We start from the raw sequence: 14,836 nt of genomic DNA, 5'->3' as shown, positions 1-14,836 counted from the left end.
TGCAGTCGGGCACTCAAGGGCCTGTTGCGTCACTTGGCAGCTTTGCCGATGGACCGTAATACGCTTCCGTCCCTCAGGACAACTTCGTTCCAGTCGCAACCTCGTCAAACTGCCTTGTGGGCGATACAGACACGAATCGGCTCGTAGGATTTGAGCGCGACCCGAAGGCTCTTTTCAGGGCCTCTGATTAGCGGGAGCGAGGCAATCATGCCTCGCCATTTTTGACCCGTCAAACGTTTTGTAGTGCTTTTTTGTTGTCACTACATTTTGGCTCTGTCGCGACCAGTCAGTCAGTTAAAGGCCCTTTGGTACCCGATTCTGCTGGAGCCTTTGTTCAGTCGAGGGTTTGCACCATTACGCGCAATGTCATGTCTTCTCGACCCTGAGTCGAATACTGCTGCGTATTGCCTTGGCGGTCGGCAACTGACTGATCGCTCACGCCCGCCAGGGTGATCCATTCGCCGAGGCGGCCGCTGACCTGGCTGTCGGTACTTTGCACTTTGAAGGTGTCGGACCGTTCCTGGCTCACTCGATCCCGATTGGTGCTGATGTTCAGGTGCACGATGTCGCCGGTAACACTGGCTGTGACGTAAAAGCCTTGGGTCACGTTGCGGTATTCGGTGTTGCTCTGGGCGTAGCCATAGTTATCAGTTCGGGTGGTGGTGACCGGCACGCTCTGGCCGACTTGTATCAACGCTGGCGCGCCTTCACTGGCTTGCACCTGTTGTACGCCACCTTCGCGGCTGGCAGTGCCGTAGTTCATGACCCGGCTCTGGTTTACGCCATTGCTGCTGCGTGACGAGCTATCACTGGTGTCGACGCTGATCAGCAGTCGCTTGGGCGCTGTGTCGAGTTGCGAGAGCAGGGCGCGCAGTTCTTCGATCTTGCGCGGCTCGGCATTGACGATCAGCTGGTTGTTGTAAGCGCTGACCGAGCCGTCCGGTCCGAGGAAGGATTTAGCCACTGGCAGCAGGTCCTCACTGGTCCGGTAATTAAGGGGAACCACTTCGGTAGCGGCCATGGCGCCGACACTACATATCAGCAGCAGCGAGGTGAGCAGGGTGCGCAGGAACATAGATCCAATCTCCTGGAACATCTAAAAGAGCTGAGTTTGCCAGTTTGTCGGCCTGCAGACGCGCAAGTTGAATCGTCGAATGCAAAACGCCCTGCCAGCCTGTACCAGCATAGACACGCTGGAGCAGGCGGGCAGGGCGTTTAATCAGGCGTTTCAGCCTGAGTGGCGAGTCATGTTTACGTGAGGCAAGCCTGCCTCAAGAAACTCTTCACTGACCACGGTAAATCCGAAGCGTTCGTAGAACTCGACGGCTTGTACCTGACCGCTGAGTTTCTGTTGCTTGAGATCACGTCGCTCGGCTTCGTTGATGACGGCACTGAGCAGTGCTTCACCGACTTTCATGCCGCGCCAGTCCTTGAGTACTGACAGCCGACCTATTTCACCATCTGGCAGCAGGCGGGCAGTGCCAATTGCAAAATCACCCTCCAGGGCCAGGAAGTGAATGGCGTCGATATCTTCAGCGTCCCATTCCAGCTCTGGCGGCACCGACTGCTCAGCGACAAACACAGCATCGCGTACGCGGCGGATGTCAGCATTGTCTTTGTGCCAGTCGGCGACACGCACGTTGGTTCTATTCATCGGCAAACCCCAGGCTTCCTTGTTTTACCAGCTCACAGAGCAGGTTGCGTCCTTCTTCATCGGCCAACCACTGGCCGAGGTTGTCACTGTGCAGGGCATCAGCAGCGCAGATCATTTTCAGCAGTTCGCGCAGGCTACCCGGCAGCAGACGGCTCTGACCACTGGCAAACAGTAGCAGGTCGTCGTCGACTTCGGACCATGCCAGACGTGCGCTTGGGTTGCGAATGAGAACTGCGCCCTGTTCCAGGCTGCTCAGCAGGTCTTCTTCCTCCAGTTCCGGGCCTGTCACCAGTTCCGGATAGCGTGGCTCGGTCATGAACTGGCCAAACCAGGTCAGCAGCAGGCGCTCGTCGCCCATGTGTTCGGCCAGCAAGGCTTTCAGACGGTCGAGGGCGTCGTGCTGGATCTGATGCGGATCGTTGGCCGGTTGCGCGTCGGCATCGGTATAACGCTCTTCATCAGGGGTGAACTGGCTGAGGAAGTCGGTGAAGTGGGTCAGCACTTCGGCAGCGCTTGGGGCGCGGAAGCCGACCGAGTATGTCAGGCAGTCATCAACGGCGACGCCGCAGTGGGCCAGGCGCGGCGGCAGGTAGAGCATGTCGCCGGGTTCCAGGGTCCACTCTTCGGTCATCTGGAAGTCAGAGAGGATGCGCAGATCGGCGTGTTGCAGCAGCGGGCTGTCGGAGTCGCACATCTGACCGATCTGCCAGTGGCGCTTGCCGTGGCCTTGCAGCAGGAACACGTCGTAATTGTCGAAATGCGGGCCGACACCGCCACCCGGAGCGGCATAGCTCACCATCACGTCATCAATGCGCCAGCTCGGCAGGAAACGGAAGTTTTCCAGCAGCTCGCCGACTTCCGGGACGAACTGGTCAACGGCCTGAACCAGCAGAGTCCAGTCCGTTTCCGGCAGCTTGCTGAACTCGTCTTCCGCGAACGGACCGCGACGAAGTTCCCATGGGCGCTCGCCATTCTCGATGACCAGTCGCGATTCGACTTCTTCTTCCAGGGCCAGGCCAGCCAGCTCGTCCGGGTCGATCGGGCTCTGAAAGTCCGGCAGGGCCTGACGGATCAGCAGTGGCCTTTTCTGCCAGTAGTCACGCAGGAAGACGCGCGCACTGATGCCGCCCAGAAGTTGAAGAGGAATATCAGGATTCATGTGTAACCTATTGAAAAATTGTCTTTTCGGGACTGCAATAAAAACGCCCGGCACTGCCGGGCGTGTGCAATGGTGTTATGCAGCTCAGATGCGCTTGGCTTGCGCCACTGCATTGCCGATGTAGTTGGCCGGGGTGAGTTTGTTCAACTCGGCCTTGGCTTCGGCAGGCATATCCAGAGTATCGATGAAAGTCTGCAGTGCTTCAGGGCTGATGCCCTTGCCGCGTGTCAGTTCTTTCAGCTTCTCGTATGGGTTTTCGATGTTGTAGCGACGCATGACGGTCTGAATCGGCTCAGCCAGAACTTCCCAGCACGCGTCCAGATCAGCGGCGATTTTCTGCTCGTTGAGCTCCAGCTTGCTGATGCCCTTGAGGGTGGCTTCATAAGCGATAACGCTGTGAGCGAAGCCGACGCCCAGGTTGCGCAGCACGGTTGAGTCAGTCAGGTCCCGCTGCCAGCGTGAGATCGGCAGCTTGCTCGCCAGATGCTGGAACAGTGCGTTGGCGATACCCAGGTTGCCTTCGGAGTTTTCGAAGTCAATCGGGTTGACCTTGTGCGGCATGGTCGACGAACCGATTTCGCCAGCAATAGTGCGCTGTTTGAAATAGCCCAGGGAGATGTAGCCCCAGATATCGCGATCGAAATCGATCAGGATGGTGTTGAAGCGTGCGATGGCGTCGAACAGCTCTGCGATGTAGTCGTGCGGCTCGATCTGCGTGGTGTAAGGGTTGAAGCCCAGACCCAGCTCGTCCTCGATGAAGGCGCGAGCATTGGCTTCCCAGTCGATGGACGGGTAGGCCGAGATGTGTGCGTTGTAGTTGCCGACTGCACCGTTGATCTTGCCCAGCAGTGGCACCGCAGCGATCTGGGCGATCTGACGCTCCAGACGATAAACGACGTTCGCCAGTTCTTTACCCAGAGTGGTCGGGGAGGCTGGTTGGCCGTGGGTGCGCGACAACATCGGAACGTCAGCGAAGCGGATGGCCAGTTCGCGGATAGAGTCAGCGATCTTGCGCATCAATGGCAGCATCACGTTATCGCGGCCTTCGCGCAGCATCAGGGCGTGGGACAGGTTGTTGATGTCCTCGCTGGTGCAGGCGAAGTGGATGAACTCACTGACCTTGTCCAGCTCAGGCAGCTTGGCAGCTTGTTCCTTGAGCAGGTACTCCACGGCTTTGACGTCGTGGTTGGTGGTGCGCTCGATTTCCTTTACGCGCTCGGCGTGAGTGATCGAGAAGTCTTCCGCCAGCGTGTTGAGAATGGCGTTGGCTTCGGCTGAAAACGCTGGAACTTCAGTGATTTCAGGGTGTGCGGCCAGACGCTGGAGCCAGCGTACTTCAACCATGACGCGAAAACGGATCAGGCCGTATTCGCTGAAAATTGGGCGCAAGGCCTCGGTTTTACCGGCGTAGCGGCCGTCAACAGGGGAAACCGCAGTGAGCGAAGAAAGCTGCATGGGGTGCTCTCGGACAGTCAGGCAACGAAAAGGGGCGCATATCATACATGAAAACCAGGTCGAACCGGGGCGGCCTGACCAGCGTATGTCACGCGGTGTTTGTCAGCAGTGTCTGCAGATGCGTGGCGAATCAGCCATGCATCAATGGATACAGTTCTTTCAATAACTTGCGACGGCTTACGACCAGTTGCCAGCGATGGCCGCCATTTTGTCGCCACAGGCGAGCAGAACGAATACCGGCCAACAGCAGGGCGCGGATTTTCGAGGCGTTGCTCGGCTGTTGCAGGTTGCGCATGTCGCCATGCACTTGAATGCGTTGGCGCAGGGTGCTCAGGGTGTCCTGATACAGCGCGCCACAGGCTGCGATGACGTTTTCGTGGGCGATGCCGAAGTGTTCAACCTGTGACTGGATTTGCGGCAGGCGATTGCCCACGGTTTCCAGCATGTCGTCGCGTTTGGCCAGTTGTCGTTCCAGACCGAGCATCGACAGAGCGTAGCGCAGCGGCTCGCGCTGTAGCGTCGATGGATCGCGTTCCAAAGCGCTGGCCAGCGCGCGGTAGCCTTCGCGCAGGTTCAAATCGTCGCCACCGTAAACGTCCAGCGTGTCTTTGGGGTCCTGCACCAGCAGGCTGCCGAGCATACAGCCCAGCACTGCTTCGCTGCTCTGGCCGGTCTTGGCGATACGGTCTACCAGTACGGCGGCCTGAAATACGCCAGCCAGTGCGACCAATTGCTCCTGAATCGGGGTCATCAACGCTTGTCCTTGCTGTGCCAGGCTTCGGCGATTTCGATCACGCCGCCGCCCAGGCAGATTTCGCCATCGTAGAACACCACGGACTGGCCGGGAGTGACGGCGCGTTGCGGTTCGTCGAAGGTGGCGCGATAGCCGTCGGCGGTCTGCTCCAGCGTGCAGAGCTGATCGCTTTGGCGATAGCGCACTTTAGCGGTCAGGCGACGCGGTGTGCTCAGGTCGATGGGGTTGACCCAATAGATCTGTGAAGCCACCAGGGCGCGGGAGAACAGCCAGGGATGGTCGTTGCCCTGACCCACGATCAGCTCGTTGTTCTCAAGGTCCTTGACCAGCACGTACCACGGATCATCGCTGGCGTCTTTCAGTCCGCCAATGCCCAGGCCCTGGCGTTGGCCGATGGTGTGGTACATCAAGCCGCTGTGGCGACCGATGACTTCCCCCTCGGTGGTCTTGATCTCGCCGGGCTGAGCGGGCAGATACTGGCGCAGGAAGTCGGTGAAACGACGCTCGCCAATGAAGCAGATTCCCGTGGAATCTTTTTTCTTGGCGGTCGCCAGACCGTGCTTCTCGGCAATAGCTCTTACTTCGGGCTTTTCCAGTTCGCCGACCGGGAACAGTGTCCGGGCGATCTGATCGCCACCGACGGCGTGCAGGAAGTAGCTCTGGTCCTTGTTCGGGTCCAGGCCCTTGAGCAACTCTGTGCGTCCGTCGATATCCCGGCGGCGCACATAGTGACCGGTGGCAATCAGGTCGGCGCCGAGCATCAGGGCGTAGTCGAGGAACGCCTTGAATTTGATTTCGCGGTTGCAGAGGATGTCCGGGTTCGGCGTGCGACCGGCCTTGTATTCGGCCAGAAAGTGCTCGAACACGTTGTCCCAGTATTCAGCGGCGAAGTTCGCGGTATGCAGTTTGATACCAATCTTGTCGCACACGGCCTGGGCGTCGGCCAGGTCTTCACGAGCGGTGCAGTATTCCGTTCCATCGTCTTCTTCCCAGTTCTTCATGAACAGGCCTTCCACCTGATAGCCCTGCTCCATGAGCAGAACGGCAGAAACCGAAGAGTCTACGCCGCCGGACATGCCGACGATGACGCGCTTCTGTGCAGTATCGGAAAGGGTTGAATCAGGCATAGGAATTCAATGGGTAGCTTCGAAAAGGACGCGATTCTAACAGGCCCGGCCGCGCGAGTCTCACGCCTTGTCGCGTAGCAGGTCGAGACTGAAGTGTTCACCGTTGAGGTAATCGTCCACGCAACGCAGTACCAGCTCGCTGCGCCAGCGGTCCTGTTGGGCCACGAGTTCATCACGAGTGAGCCACAGCGGGCCGATAATCCCGTCGTCCAGTTGATAGTCGGCATGGTGACGCAGGGCTTTGGCGGCGAAGCAGATGCGCTGATAGGTCACACCATTGCTCGGTGCTGTGTAGAGATAAATGCCGATGACACTGGTCAGCTCAACATCCCAGCCGGTTTCTTCGAGGGTTTCACGCACGGCGGCGCGTTGCAGGGATTCATCTGGGTCAAGATGCCCGGCAGGTTGGTTGAGTACCGCTTTGCCGCCCTTGAGTTCTTCTACGAAAAGGAATTTGCCTTGATCTTCGACGATCGTGGCGACGGTGACGTGGGCTTGCCAGTTCATAAGGGAAGTGCTCGGTAGGTTGGGCGCGCAATCCCCTGTAGGAGCTGCCGAAGGCTGCGAATGGCGTGGTGTCAGGCACAATGCTATCGCAGCCTTCGGCAGCTCCTACAGAAAACCGCTTCATGCATGAAGTGCAGGTGCACAAACCCCGGCGCAAGGCCGGGGTTTGTGTGCAGCCAAAACCTTAGTTCAGCGAAGCGATCGCTGCGTTCAGGGTTGCGCTTGGGCGCATGACTTTGCTGGTCAGCTCAGGGTTCGGGTAGTAGTAACCGCCGATTTCCGCTGGCTTGCCTTGTACGGCGTTCAGTTCGGCAACGATTTTGGCTTCGTTGTCGGTCAGGGTTTTCGCCAGTGGGGTGAACTGTGCCTTGAGAGCCGCGTCGTCATTCTGGGCAGCCAGAGCCTGAGCCCAGAACAGTGCCAGATAGAAGTGGCTGCCACGGTTGTCGATGTTGCCGACTTTGCGTGATGGCGACTTGTTGCGGTCCAGGAATTCACCGGTAGCCTGATCCAGAGTCTTGGACAGAACCAGCGCTTTCGGGTTGTTGTAGGTGTTACCCAGGTGCTCCAGAGAAGCGGCCAAGGCCAGGAACTCACCCAGAGAATCCCAACGCAGGAAGTTTTCTTCGACCAGTTGCTGGACGTGCTTCGGAGCCGAGCCACCTGCGCCGGTTTCGAACAGGCCGCCGCCGTTCATCAGGGGCACGATGGACAGCATCTTGGCGCTTGTGCCCAGTTCCATGATCGGGAACAGGTCAGTCAGGTAGTCGCGCAGTACGTTACCGGTGACCGAAATGGTGTCCTTGCCAGCGCGAGTGCGCTCCAGAGTGAAGGCCATGGCTTCAACCGGCGACATAACGCGGATGTCCAGGCCTGCAGTGTCGTGATCGCCCAGGTACTTCTGGACTTTTTTGATCATCTCGGCGTCGTGAGCGCGAGCCGGGTCCAGCCAGAACACCGCTGGGGTATCACTGGCGCGAGCACGGTTGACGGCCAGTTTGACCCAGTCCTGGATCGGCGCGTCTTTGGCCTGGCACATGCGCCAGATATCGCCTTCTTCGACGTTCTGTTCCATCAGCACTTTGCCATCGCTGCCGGTCACGCGGACAACGCCTGGGGTAGTGATCTGGAAAGTCTTGTCGTGGGAGCCGTACTCTTCAGCTTTTTGCGCCATCAGGCCAACGTTCGGCACGCTGCCCATGGTGGTCGGATCGAAAGCGCCGTGTTTCTTGCAGTCTTCGATCACAGCTTGATAGATGGTTGCGTAGCAACGATCAGGGATCACTGCCTTGGTGTCCTGCAGTTCGCCAGCAGCGTTCCACATTTTGCCCGAGTCGCGGATCATGGCCGGCATCGATGCGTCGACGATCACGTCGCTTGGCACGTGCAGGTTGGTGATGCCTTTGTCCGAGTTGACCATCGCCAGCGGGGCGCGGACAGCGTAGACAGCCTGGATGTCAGCCTTGATTTCAGCCTGTTTGTCGGCTGGCAGGGCGCTGATACGGTCGTACAGGTCGCCGATGCCGTTGTTCAGGTTGAAGCCGACTTGCTTGAGCGCATCAGCGTGCTTGGTCAGCGCGTCCTTGTAGTACTCGGCAACGATCTGACCGAACATGATCGGGTCGGAGACTTTCATCATGGTGGCTTTCAAGTGGACTGAAAGCAGCACGCCTTGGGCCTTGGCGTCTTCGATGGCGGATGCGATGAAGCTGCGCAGGGCTTTGGTGCTCATGACCGAGGAATCGATGATCTCGCCTTCTTTGACGGCGGTCTTTTCTTTCAGAACGGTGGCTGTGCCGTCTTGAGCGATCAGTTCGATTTTTACGTTATCGGCAGCGCCGATCAGTGCGGCTTTTTCGCTACCGTAGAAATCGCCATTGCTCATGTGGGCAATGTGGGATTTCGAGTCAGCAGCCCAGGCGCCCATTTTGTGCGGGTGCTTGCGAGCGTAATTCTTGACTGACAATGGTGCGCGACGGTCGGAGTTGCCTTCACGCAGAACCGGGTTCACGGCGCTGCCTTTGGTCTTGTCGTAGCGAGCGCGGACGTCTTTTTCCGCGTCAGTGCTCGGCGACTCAGGGTAGTCAGGAATCTTGAAGCCCAGATCTTGCAGCTCTTTGATGGTCGCCTTGAGTTGCGGGACCGAGGCGCTGATGTTCGGCAGCTTGATGATGTTGGCTTCTGGCGTTGTGGCCAGCTTGCCCAGCTCGGCGAGGTGGTCGCCGATTTGCTGATCAGCGCTCAGGGATTCAGGGAAGCTGGAAAGAATGCGGCCCGCCAGAGAGATGTCTCGCGTTTCAACGTCGATATCAGAGGAGGCAGTGAAGGCTTCGATGATAGGAAGAAGCGAGTAGGTGGCGAGTGCTGGAGCTTCGTCGGTGAAGGTGTAGATGATCTTCGAACGGTTGGACATTTCGTATGAACTCTCTGTTTTGCTGAGCATGCACAAAATCTCGATACGCGCAGCGTATGCACTTTGCTCGCAGTCTCTTTAGTGAGCCTGAGTCGAGGTTTATTCGCGATGATGATGGTGGGTGCATCAGTCGAGCGTCAAGCAACGCATACAAGGGCGCAGAGTCTCTTTCCAGACTGGTCGGCCCCTATGACCCATTAGTCACGCCGGGAGTATATCAAACCCATCGCGCTAAGCATTAATGCTAAGCGTTCCAAGTCGTCGAGGGTATTGGCCGTTGGTCGAGGTTTGCAGGCGGGTGGGGTGGATAGCGAAGGGTCGGAATGTCTGGCAAGCAGTTTTGTTACAAACGAAGACGGCCGGTTCAGATGACTGAGCCGGCCGTTTCTTCAAGGTTGGCGCATTGTAGCGGAGCGTTCTGGTCAGGCCGTTACATCCTCGGGCTTGCCCGCAGTAGCCTTGGTAGACTCATTTGGCGAATGTGTGTTGCCTGCGGCCGCGCTGATATTTACAGCATGCAGGCCTTTAGGCCCTTGGATGATTTCAAAGGTCACCTGCTGACCTGCCTTGAGGGTTTTGTAGCCGTCCATTTTGATAGCAGAAAAATGAGCGAACAGGTCCTCGGTTTTCCCATCTTCCAGGATAAAGCCATAACCTTTTGCATTATTGAACCACTTGACCTTACCACTGAGCATAGTCACATCCCTCTGCAAAGGACTCCGTTGGGAGTATCATCCACCTCATCCGCCGGACCGAAAAAAATTTTGGTTGACTGCGCGGACCCTTTTTACCCAATGTGGGTTCTATTGTTTGTAACACCGTTTAGCCGATAGTCAAGGTCACGCGGCGGTCCATTTGAAAACCGGTCAGACTGCGACTCATTATTCAATCCGCCCTCAACGAACCATTCTTTCCATGCATGCAATGAACAAGATTCGACTAACATCAAATCAGGACAGTCCGGATTCCCATGAGGATGACGCGGCTGGCACCGCGGTTCAGGATGCCAAACCGACGTTGCAGGCGCCGCCGATGTACAAGGTGGTTTTATTTAACGATGATTACACACCGATGGATTTCGTTGTCGAAGTGCTCGAGGTGTTCTTCAACCTGAATCGTGAGCTGGCGACCAAGGTCATGCTGGCCGTCCATACAGAGGGACGTGCAGTATGTGGATTGTTTACCCGCGACATCGCCGAGACCAAGGCAATGCAGGTCAACCAATACGCCAGGGAAAGCCAGCATCCGCTACTCTGTGAGATCGAGAAGGACGGTTAAACGCCGACCACTTGGGTATGAGGTGAAGCTATGTTAAACCGTGAGCTCGAAGTCACCCTCAATCTGGCCTTCAAGGAGGCTCGTTCGAAACGTCATGAATTCATGACTGTCGAGCACCTTCTGTTGGCTTTATTGGATAATGAGGCTGCCGCCACTGTTCTGCGTGCCTGCGGCGCAAACCTCGATAAGCTCAAGCATGATTTGCAGGAGTTTATCGACTCCACCACGCCGTTGATCCCTGTTCATGACGAGGATCGCGAGACCCAGCCAACCCTGGGCTTTCAACGTGTCCTGCAGCGTGCTGTGTTCCATGTACAGAGCTCGGGCAAACGTGAAGTTACCGGCGCCAACGTGCTGGTGGCCATTTTCAGTGAGCAGGAAAGCCAGGCAGTGTTTCTGCTCAAACAGCAGAGCGTGGCGCGCATAGATGTCGTCAACTACATCGCTCACGGCATATCTAAAGTGCCTGGGCACGGCGATCACTCTGAAGGTGAGCAAGATATGCAGGACGACGAGGGTGGTGAGTCTTCTGCTTCAGGCAATCCGCTGGACGCTTATGCCAGCAATCTCAACGAACTGGCTCGTCAGGGCCGTATAGACCCGCTGGTCGGGCGCGAGATGGAAGTAGAGCGCGTTGCGCAGATTCTGGCGCGTCGTCGCAAAAACAATCCGTTGCTGGTGGGTGAGGCGGGTGTTGGCAAAACCGCCATCGCTGAAGGCCTCGCCAAGCGTATTGTCGATAGTCAGGTGCCTGATCTGCTGGCCAACAGTGTTGTTTACTCCCTGGATCTCGGGGCGTTGCTGGCGGGCACCAAATACCGCGGTGATTTCGAGAAGCGCTTCAAAGCGTTGCTCAATGAGCTGAAAAAACGCCCTCATGCGATTCTGTTCATCGATGAAATCCACACCATTATCGGTGCCGGTGCTGCGTCTGGCGGTGTCATGGATGCGTCGAATCTGCTCAAGCCGCTGCTGTCTTCGGGTGATATTCGTTGCATCGGCTCGACAACCTTCCAGGAATTCCGCGGCATTTTCGAGAAGGACCGTGCGCTGGCTCGGCGTTTCCAGAAAGTTGATGTGTCAGAGCCGTCGGTTGAAGACACAATCGGCATCCTGCGTGGCCTCAAGGGTCGTTTCGAGGCTCATCACAGCATCGAGTACAGCGATGAGGCTTTACGTGCCGCTGCGGAGCTGGCATCGCGTTATATCAATGACCGGCACATGCCGGACAAGGCCATTGATGTGATAGACGAGGCTGGCGCTTATCAGCGTCTGCAGCCTGTCGAGAAGCGCGTTAAACGCATTGATGTGGCGCAAGTTGAAGACATCGTAGCGAAAATCGCACGGATTCCGCCTAAGCACGTCAACAGTTCCGACAAGGAGCTGCTGCGCAATCTTGAGCGTGACCTGAAACTGACAGTGTTTGGTCAGGATGCGGCGATCGATTCGCTGTCCACTGCGATCAAATTGTCGCGTGCTGGTCTGAAATCGCCTGACAAACCTGTAGGTTCGTTCCTGTTCGCCGGTCCGACCGGGGTCGGTAAAACCGAGGCTGCTCGTCAGTTGGCCAAGGCTTTGGGTATCGAACTGGTCCGTTTCGACATGTCCGAATACATGGAACGCCATACCGTTTCACGTCTGATCGGTGCGCCGCCAGGTTACGTCGGGTTCGATCAGGGCGGTCTGCTGACCGAAGCAATCACCAAACAACCGCATTGCGTATTGTTGCTCGATGAAATCGAGAAGGCGCATCCGGAAGTCTTTAACCTGTTGTTGCAGGTGATGGACCACGGCACGCTGACCGATAACAACGGGCGCAAAGCGGACTTCCGCAATGTGATCGTGATCATGACCACCAATGCCGGTGCTGAAACTGCGGCGCGTGCTTCGATCGGCTTCACTCATCAGGACCACTCGTCTGATGCCATGGAAGTCATCAAGAAGAGCTTCACGCCTGAGTTCCGTAACCGTCTGGACACCATTATCCAGTTTGGTCGCCTCAGTCATGAGGTGATCAAAAGCGTGGTGGACAAGTTCCTCACCGAACTTCAGGCGCAGCTGGAAGACAAGCGTGTACTGCTGGAGGTGACCGACGCTGCCAGAAGTTATCTGGCGGAAGGTGGTTACGACGCTGCGATGGGAGCCCGTCCTATGGCGCGCTTGATTCAAGATAAGATCAAGCGTCCGTTGGCTGAAGAGATCCTGTTCGGCGAGTTGTCCGAACATGGCGGTGTGGTGCACATCGATTTCAGGGATGGTGAAATCACCTTCGATTTCGAAACCACGGCCGAAATGGCGTAAGTCTCAAACGTCATGAAAAGCCCCGCATCTCGCAAGAGGTGCGGGGTTTTTGTTGTGTTGCTAAAGCTGTGCTTATCCTGTGGGAGCGGTGCTTGCCCGCGATAAGGCTGGACGCGGTTCACTTTGGGTCGCGTCCAGCCTTATCGCGGGCAAGCACCGCTCCCACAGGTAATCTATGTCCCTACATAAAAACCAGGCACACAAAAACGCCCGGCAGATGCCGGGCGTTTTTGTTAAGACCTGTTTATCGGGCGCGGTAAGTAATGCGCCCTTTGCTCAAGTCGTAGGGCGTCAGTTCAACACGCACCTTGTCACCGGTAAGAATACGGATGTAGTTCTTGCGCATCTTGCCGGAGATATGCGCGGTTACGACGTGCCCGTTTTCCAACTCCACACGAAACATGGTGTTGGGCAGGGTGTCGACGACAGTGCCTTCCATTTCGAAGCTGTCTTCTTTCGACATGCAGTAAAGCCCTCGGTATCTAATGAGTGGCCCGGTGCAAGTGGCGCCAGGCAAAAGCGGCGTGCATTGTGCCCGAAAAATGCTGCTTAAGCCAAGGTCTTCAATAAAGAGTGATCCATCTCTGGTTTGTCAGCAGCTCTATAGGGCGATATTGGGTCTTGTAATTCATCTTCTGGCAGTTCTTGATCCAGTAGCCCAAGTACACCGCGTGGAGCTGCAAACGGGCTGCTTCGGCGATTTGCCACAAAATGGCGTAACGCCCCAGACTGCGGCGCTCTTCGGTAGGTTCGTAGAAGGTATAAACCGCTGATAATCCGTTGGGTAGCATGTCTGTAACGGCGACCGCCAGCAGGCGTTGGTCCACGCGAAATTCGTAGAATCTGCAGAAGGGAAGGTCGCGAACCAGAAAAGTCGAAAATTGATCGCGGCTGGGGGGAAACATGTCGCCATCGGCATGTCTTTGCTCGATATAGCGCTGATAAAGATCGAAATATTCTTCGGTGAAGCGCGGTTTGGTGCTGCGCACTTCGATGTCTGAGTTGCGTTTGAAAATGCGCTTCTGCTGCCGGTTCGGCACAAACAGGTCGACAGGAATGCGCGCGGGCACGCAAGCACTGCAATTTTGACAGTGAGGTCGATACAGATGGTCGCCGCTACGGCGAAACCCCATATCCGAAAGATCGGCGTAAACCTGTACATCCATCGGCTGGCTGGGGTCCAGAAACAGCGTGGTCGCCTGTTCTTCCGGCAAATAGCTGCATGAGTGGGGTTGAGTGGCATAAAACTTCAGCCGCGCCAGCTCTGTCATGATTGCCCCCGCCGCAAAAAATAAATCGATATCAAGAGTGTATGTCAGCCTGCTGAACTCGCCTAGGCAGCCAGTCGGCGTTATTTGGCTGATCCAGGTGTTGACGCAAATACTCGGAAAACTCTTTGCGGGGAATAGGGCGAGCGCCAAAGCTCTGCAGGTGATTTGTGTGCATCTGGCAGTCGATCAATACAAAACCCCAGGCCTCAAGGCGTTCCACCAGCGTCGCGAAACCTACCTTGGAGGCGTTGTCGGCGTGACTGAACATCGACTCGCCAAAGAAAAGCTGTCCCATGGCCAGTCCGTAAAGACCGCCCACTAATGTGTCGTCGTCCCAGACTTCAACGCTGTGGGCATAGCCCCGTTGGTGCAGTTCCAGATAGGCGGCCTGAATGGAGCCGGTAATCCAGGTGCCGTCAGCATAGGCCCGAGGCCCCGCGCAGGCGCGGATCACTGCTGCGAAATCCTGATCGAAGGTCACCCGGTATCGTTTCTGTCGTATCACTTTGGCGAGGCTGCGCGATACGTGCAGCTCCTCGGGGAAGATAACGGTCCGTGGATCGGGCGACCACCAGAGAATAGGCTGTCCATCCTGAAACCACGGGAAGCAGCCATGGCGGTAAGCTTCAACCAGTCGGTCCGGAGACAGATCGCCTCCGGCAGCGAGCAGGCCGTCGGGCTCGCGCATGGCTTTTTCCAGAGGAGGGAAAATCAGGTTGGATCGGTTAAGCCAGGTCAGCATAGAGGCAGCACTTTGCGGAAGGGGAGGGCGGGCGACGCCGGACTGTTGCAACTCCATGCAGTCGTCGTGGTCATAATCGGTCGTCCGTTACAGGCGAGCGTCCTGCCAGGATATGAAAGATGGTGTTCCATGTTGCAGGCCTGTGTACTGGTGATGCCCTGAAGGCTCTCAAGAT

The 14,836-nt window shown here is 56.9% G+C and carries 14 protein-coding genes; 2 read left to right on the top strand and 12 right to left on the bottom strand.

Translation table 11 applies throughout. The annotated features are described in order from the left end of the window. Positions 1-334: 334 nt before the first annotated feature. From ABRP31_RS18030 to cspD, 9 genes are all read right to left on the bottom strand, one after another. A complete protein-coding gene (locus tag ABRP31_RS18030; protein ID WP_349973636.1) occupies positions 335-1,075 on the bottom strand; it encodes a secretin N-terminal domain-containing protein in 741 nt (246 codons plus the stop codon). A gap of 153 nt (positions 1,076-1,228) precedes the next feature. Then, positions 1,229-1,654, bottom strand: coding sequence for a GNAT family N-acetyltransferase (locus ABRP31_RS18025; protein WP_087265258.1), 426 nt, complete (start codon positions 1,652-1,654; stop codon positions 1,229-1,231). After that, positions 1,647-2,813, bottom strand: coding sequence for a cupin domain-containing protein (locus ABRP31_RS18020; RefSeq protein ID WP_349973638.1), 1,167 nt, complete (start codon positions 2,811-2,813; stop codon positions 1,647-1,649). Before ABRP31_RS18020 ends, ABRP31_RS18025 begins: the two co-directional genes overlap by 8 nt. An 84-nt stretch (positions 2,814-2,897) precedes the next feature. Next, positions 2,898-4,268 (bottom strand): adenylosuccinate lyase, encoded by a 1,371-nt coding sequence (gene purB / locus ABRP31_RS18015; RefSeq protein ID WP_027899403.1) that lies wholly within the window; start codon positions 4,266-4,268, stop codon positions 2,898-2,900. Between the two features lie 130 nt (positions 4,269-4,398). Continuing rightward, positions 4,399-5,019 (bottom strand): high frequency lysogenization protein HflD, encoded by a 621-nt coding sequence (gene hflD / locus ABRP31_RS18010; RefSeq protein ID WP_087265256.1) that lies wholly within the window; start codon positions 5,017-5,019, stop codon positions 4,399-4,401. Further along, positions 5,019-6,149, bottom strand: coding sequence for a tRNA 2-thiouridine(34) synthase MnmA (gene mnmA / locus ABRP31_RS18005; RefSeq protein WP_087265255.1), 1,131 nt, complete (start codon positions 6,147-6,149; stop codon positions 5,019-5,021). Before mnmA ends, hflD begins: the two co-directional genes overlap by 1 nt. A gap of 60 nt (positions 6,150-6,209) precedes the next feature. Then, on the bottom strand, positions 6,210-6,656 hold the full coding sequence (locus ABRP31_RS18000) for an NUDIX hydrolase (RefSeq protein WP_087265254.1): 447 nt from the start codon (positions 6,654-6,656) through the stop codon (positions 6,210-6,212). Positions 6,657-6,840: 184 nt separating this feature from the next. Continuing rightward, on the bottom strand, positions 6,841-9,069 hold the full coding sequence (locus tag ABRP31_RS17995; RefSeq protein ID WP_087265296.1) for an NADP-dependent isocitrate dehydrogenase: 2,229 nt from the start codon (positions 9,067-9,069) through the stop codon (positions 6,841-6,843). Positions 9,070-9,491: 422 nt separating this feature from the next. After that, the gene (gene cspD, locus ABRP31_RS17990; RefSeq protein ID WP_349973641.1) at positions 9,492-9,764 is read right to left on the bottom strand and encodes a cold shock domain-containing protein CspD; all 273 of its coding nucleotides are present in this window, start codon (positions 9,762-9,764) and stop codon (positions 9,492-9,494) included. Positions 9,765-9,984: 220 nt separating this feature from the next. Here cspD and clpS point away from each other — a divergent pair, with 220 nt between their 5' ends. Next, positions 9,985-10,347 (top strand): ATP-dependent Clp protease adapter ClpS, encoded by a 363-nt coding sequence (clpS, locus tag ABRP31_RS17985; RefSeq protein ID WP_087265252.1) that lies wholly within the window; start codon positions 9,985-9,987, stop codon positions 10,345-10,347. A gap of 30 nt (positions 10,348-10,377) precedes the next feature. Beyond that, on the top strand, positions 10,378-12,648 hold the full coding sequence (gene clpA / locus ABRP31_RS17980; protein ID WP_087265251.1) for an ATP-dependent Clp protease ATP-binding subunit ClpA: 2,271 nt from the start codon (positions 10,378-10,380) through the stop codon (positions 12,646-12,648). A gap of 244 nt (positions 12,649-12,892) precedes the next feature. On the opposite strand, the gene infA is transcribed toward clpA, so the two are convergent. From infA to aat, 3 genes are all read right to left on the bottom strand, one after another. Continuing rightward, complete coding sequence (infA, locus tag ABRP31_RS17975; protein WP_002553999.1) at positions 12,893-13,111, bottom strand: translation initiation factor IF-1; 219 nt, start codon at positions 13,109-13,111, stop codon at positions 12,893-12,895. Positions 13,112-13,211: 100 nt separating this feature from the next. Then, entirely contained in the window at positions 13,212-13,919 is a 708-nt protein-coding gene (locus ABRP31_RS17970; RefSeq protein ID WP_087265250.1) for an arginyltransferase, read from the bottom strand. A 31-nt stretch (positions 13,920-13,950) separates the two neighbouring features. Further along, positions 13,951-14,661: a leucyl/phenylalanyl-tRNA--protein transferase gene (aat, locus tag ABRP31_RS17965; protein WP_087265249.1), complete on the bottom strand. Its 711-nt coding sequence runs from the start codon at positions 14,659-14,661 to the stop codon at positions 13,951-13,953. Between the last annotated feature and the right edge of the window lie 175 nt (positions 14,662-14,836).

It is taken from the genome of Pseudomonas caspiana (assembly GCF_040224095.2).
Taxonomy (GTDB): domain Bacteria; phylum Pseudomonadota; class Gammaproteobacteria; order Pseudomonadales; family Pseudomonadaceae; genus Aquipseudomonas; species Aquipseudomonas caspiana.
The sequence above is the reverse complement of the archived record's forward strand: the minus strand, read 5'-3'. Positions and strand labels throughout refer to the sequence as shown.

Excerpts from the sequence above, each read along its gene's own strand:
- ABRP31_RS18030 (WP_349973636.1), bottom strand. The coding sequence starts at position 1,075 with ATGTTCCTGCGCACCCTGCTCACCTCGCTGCTGCTGATATGTAGTGTC.
- ABRP31_RS18025 (WP_087265258.1), bottom strand. The coding sequence starts at position 1,654 with ATGAATAGAACCAACGTGCGTGTCGCCGACTGGCACAAAGACAATGCT.
- ABRP31_RS18020 (WP_349973638.1), bottom strand. The coding sequence starts at position 2,813 with ATGAATCCTGATATTCCTCTTCAACTTCTGGGCGGCATCAGTGCGCGC.
- purB (WP_027899403.1), bottom strand. The coding sequence starts at position 4,268 with ATGCAGCTTTCTTCGCTCACTGCGGTTTCCCCTGTTGACGGCCGCTAC.
- hflD (WP_087265256.1), bottom strand. The coding sequence starts at position 5,019 with ATGACCCCGATTCAGGAGCAATTGGTCGCACTGGCTGGCGTATTTCAG.
- mnmA (WP_087265255.1), bottom strand. The coding sequence starts at position 6,149 with ATGCCTGATTCAACCCTTTCCGATACTGCACAGAAGCGCGTCATCGTC.
- ABRP31_RS18000 (WP_087265254.1), bottom strand. The coding sequence starts at position 6,656 with ATGAACTGGCAAGCCCACGTCACCGTCGCCACGATCGTCGAAGATCAA.
- ABRP31_RS17995 (WP_087265296.1), bottom strand. The coding sequence starts at position 9,069 with ATGTCCAACCGTTCGAAGATCATCTACACCTTCACCGACGAAGCTCCA.
- cspD (WP_349973641.1), bottom strand. The coding sequence starts at position 9,764 with ATGCTCAGTGGTAAGGTCAAGTGGTTCAATAATGCAAAAGGTTATGGC.
- clpS (WP_087265252.1), top strand. The coding sequence starts at position 9,985 with ATGCATGCAATGAACAAGATTCGACTAACATCAAATCAGGACAGTCCG.
- clpA (WP_087265251.1), top strand. The coding sequence starts at position 10,378 with ATGTTAAACCGTGAGCTCGAAGTCACCCTCAATCTGGCCTTCAAGGAG.
- infA (WP_002553999.1), bottom strand. The coding sequence starts at position 13,111 with ATGTCGAAAGAAGACAGCTTCGAAATGGAAGGCACTGTCGTCGACACC.
- ABRP31_RS17970 (WP_087265250.1), bottom strand. The coding sequence starts at position 13,919 with ATGACAGAGCTGGCGCGGCTGAAGTTTTATGCCACTCAACCCCACTCA.
- aat (WP_087265249.1), bottom strand. The coding sequence starts at position 14,661 with ATGCTGACCTGGCTTAACCGATCCAACCTGATTTTCCCTCCTCTGGAA.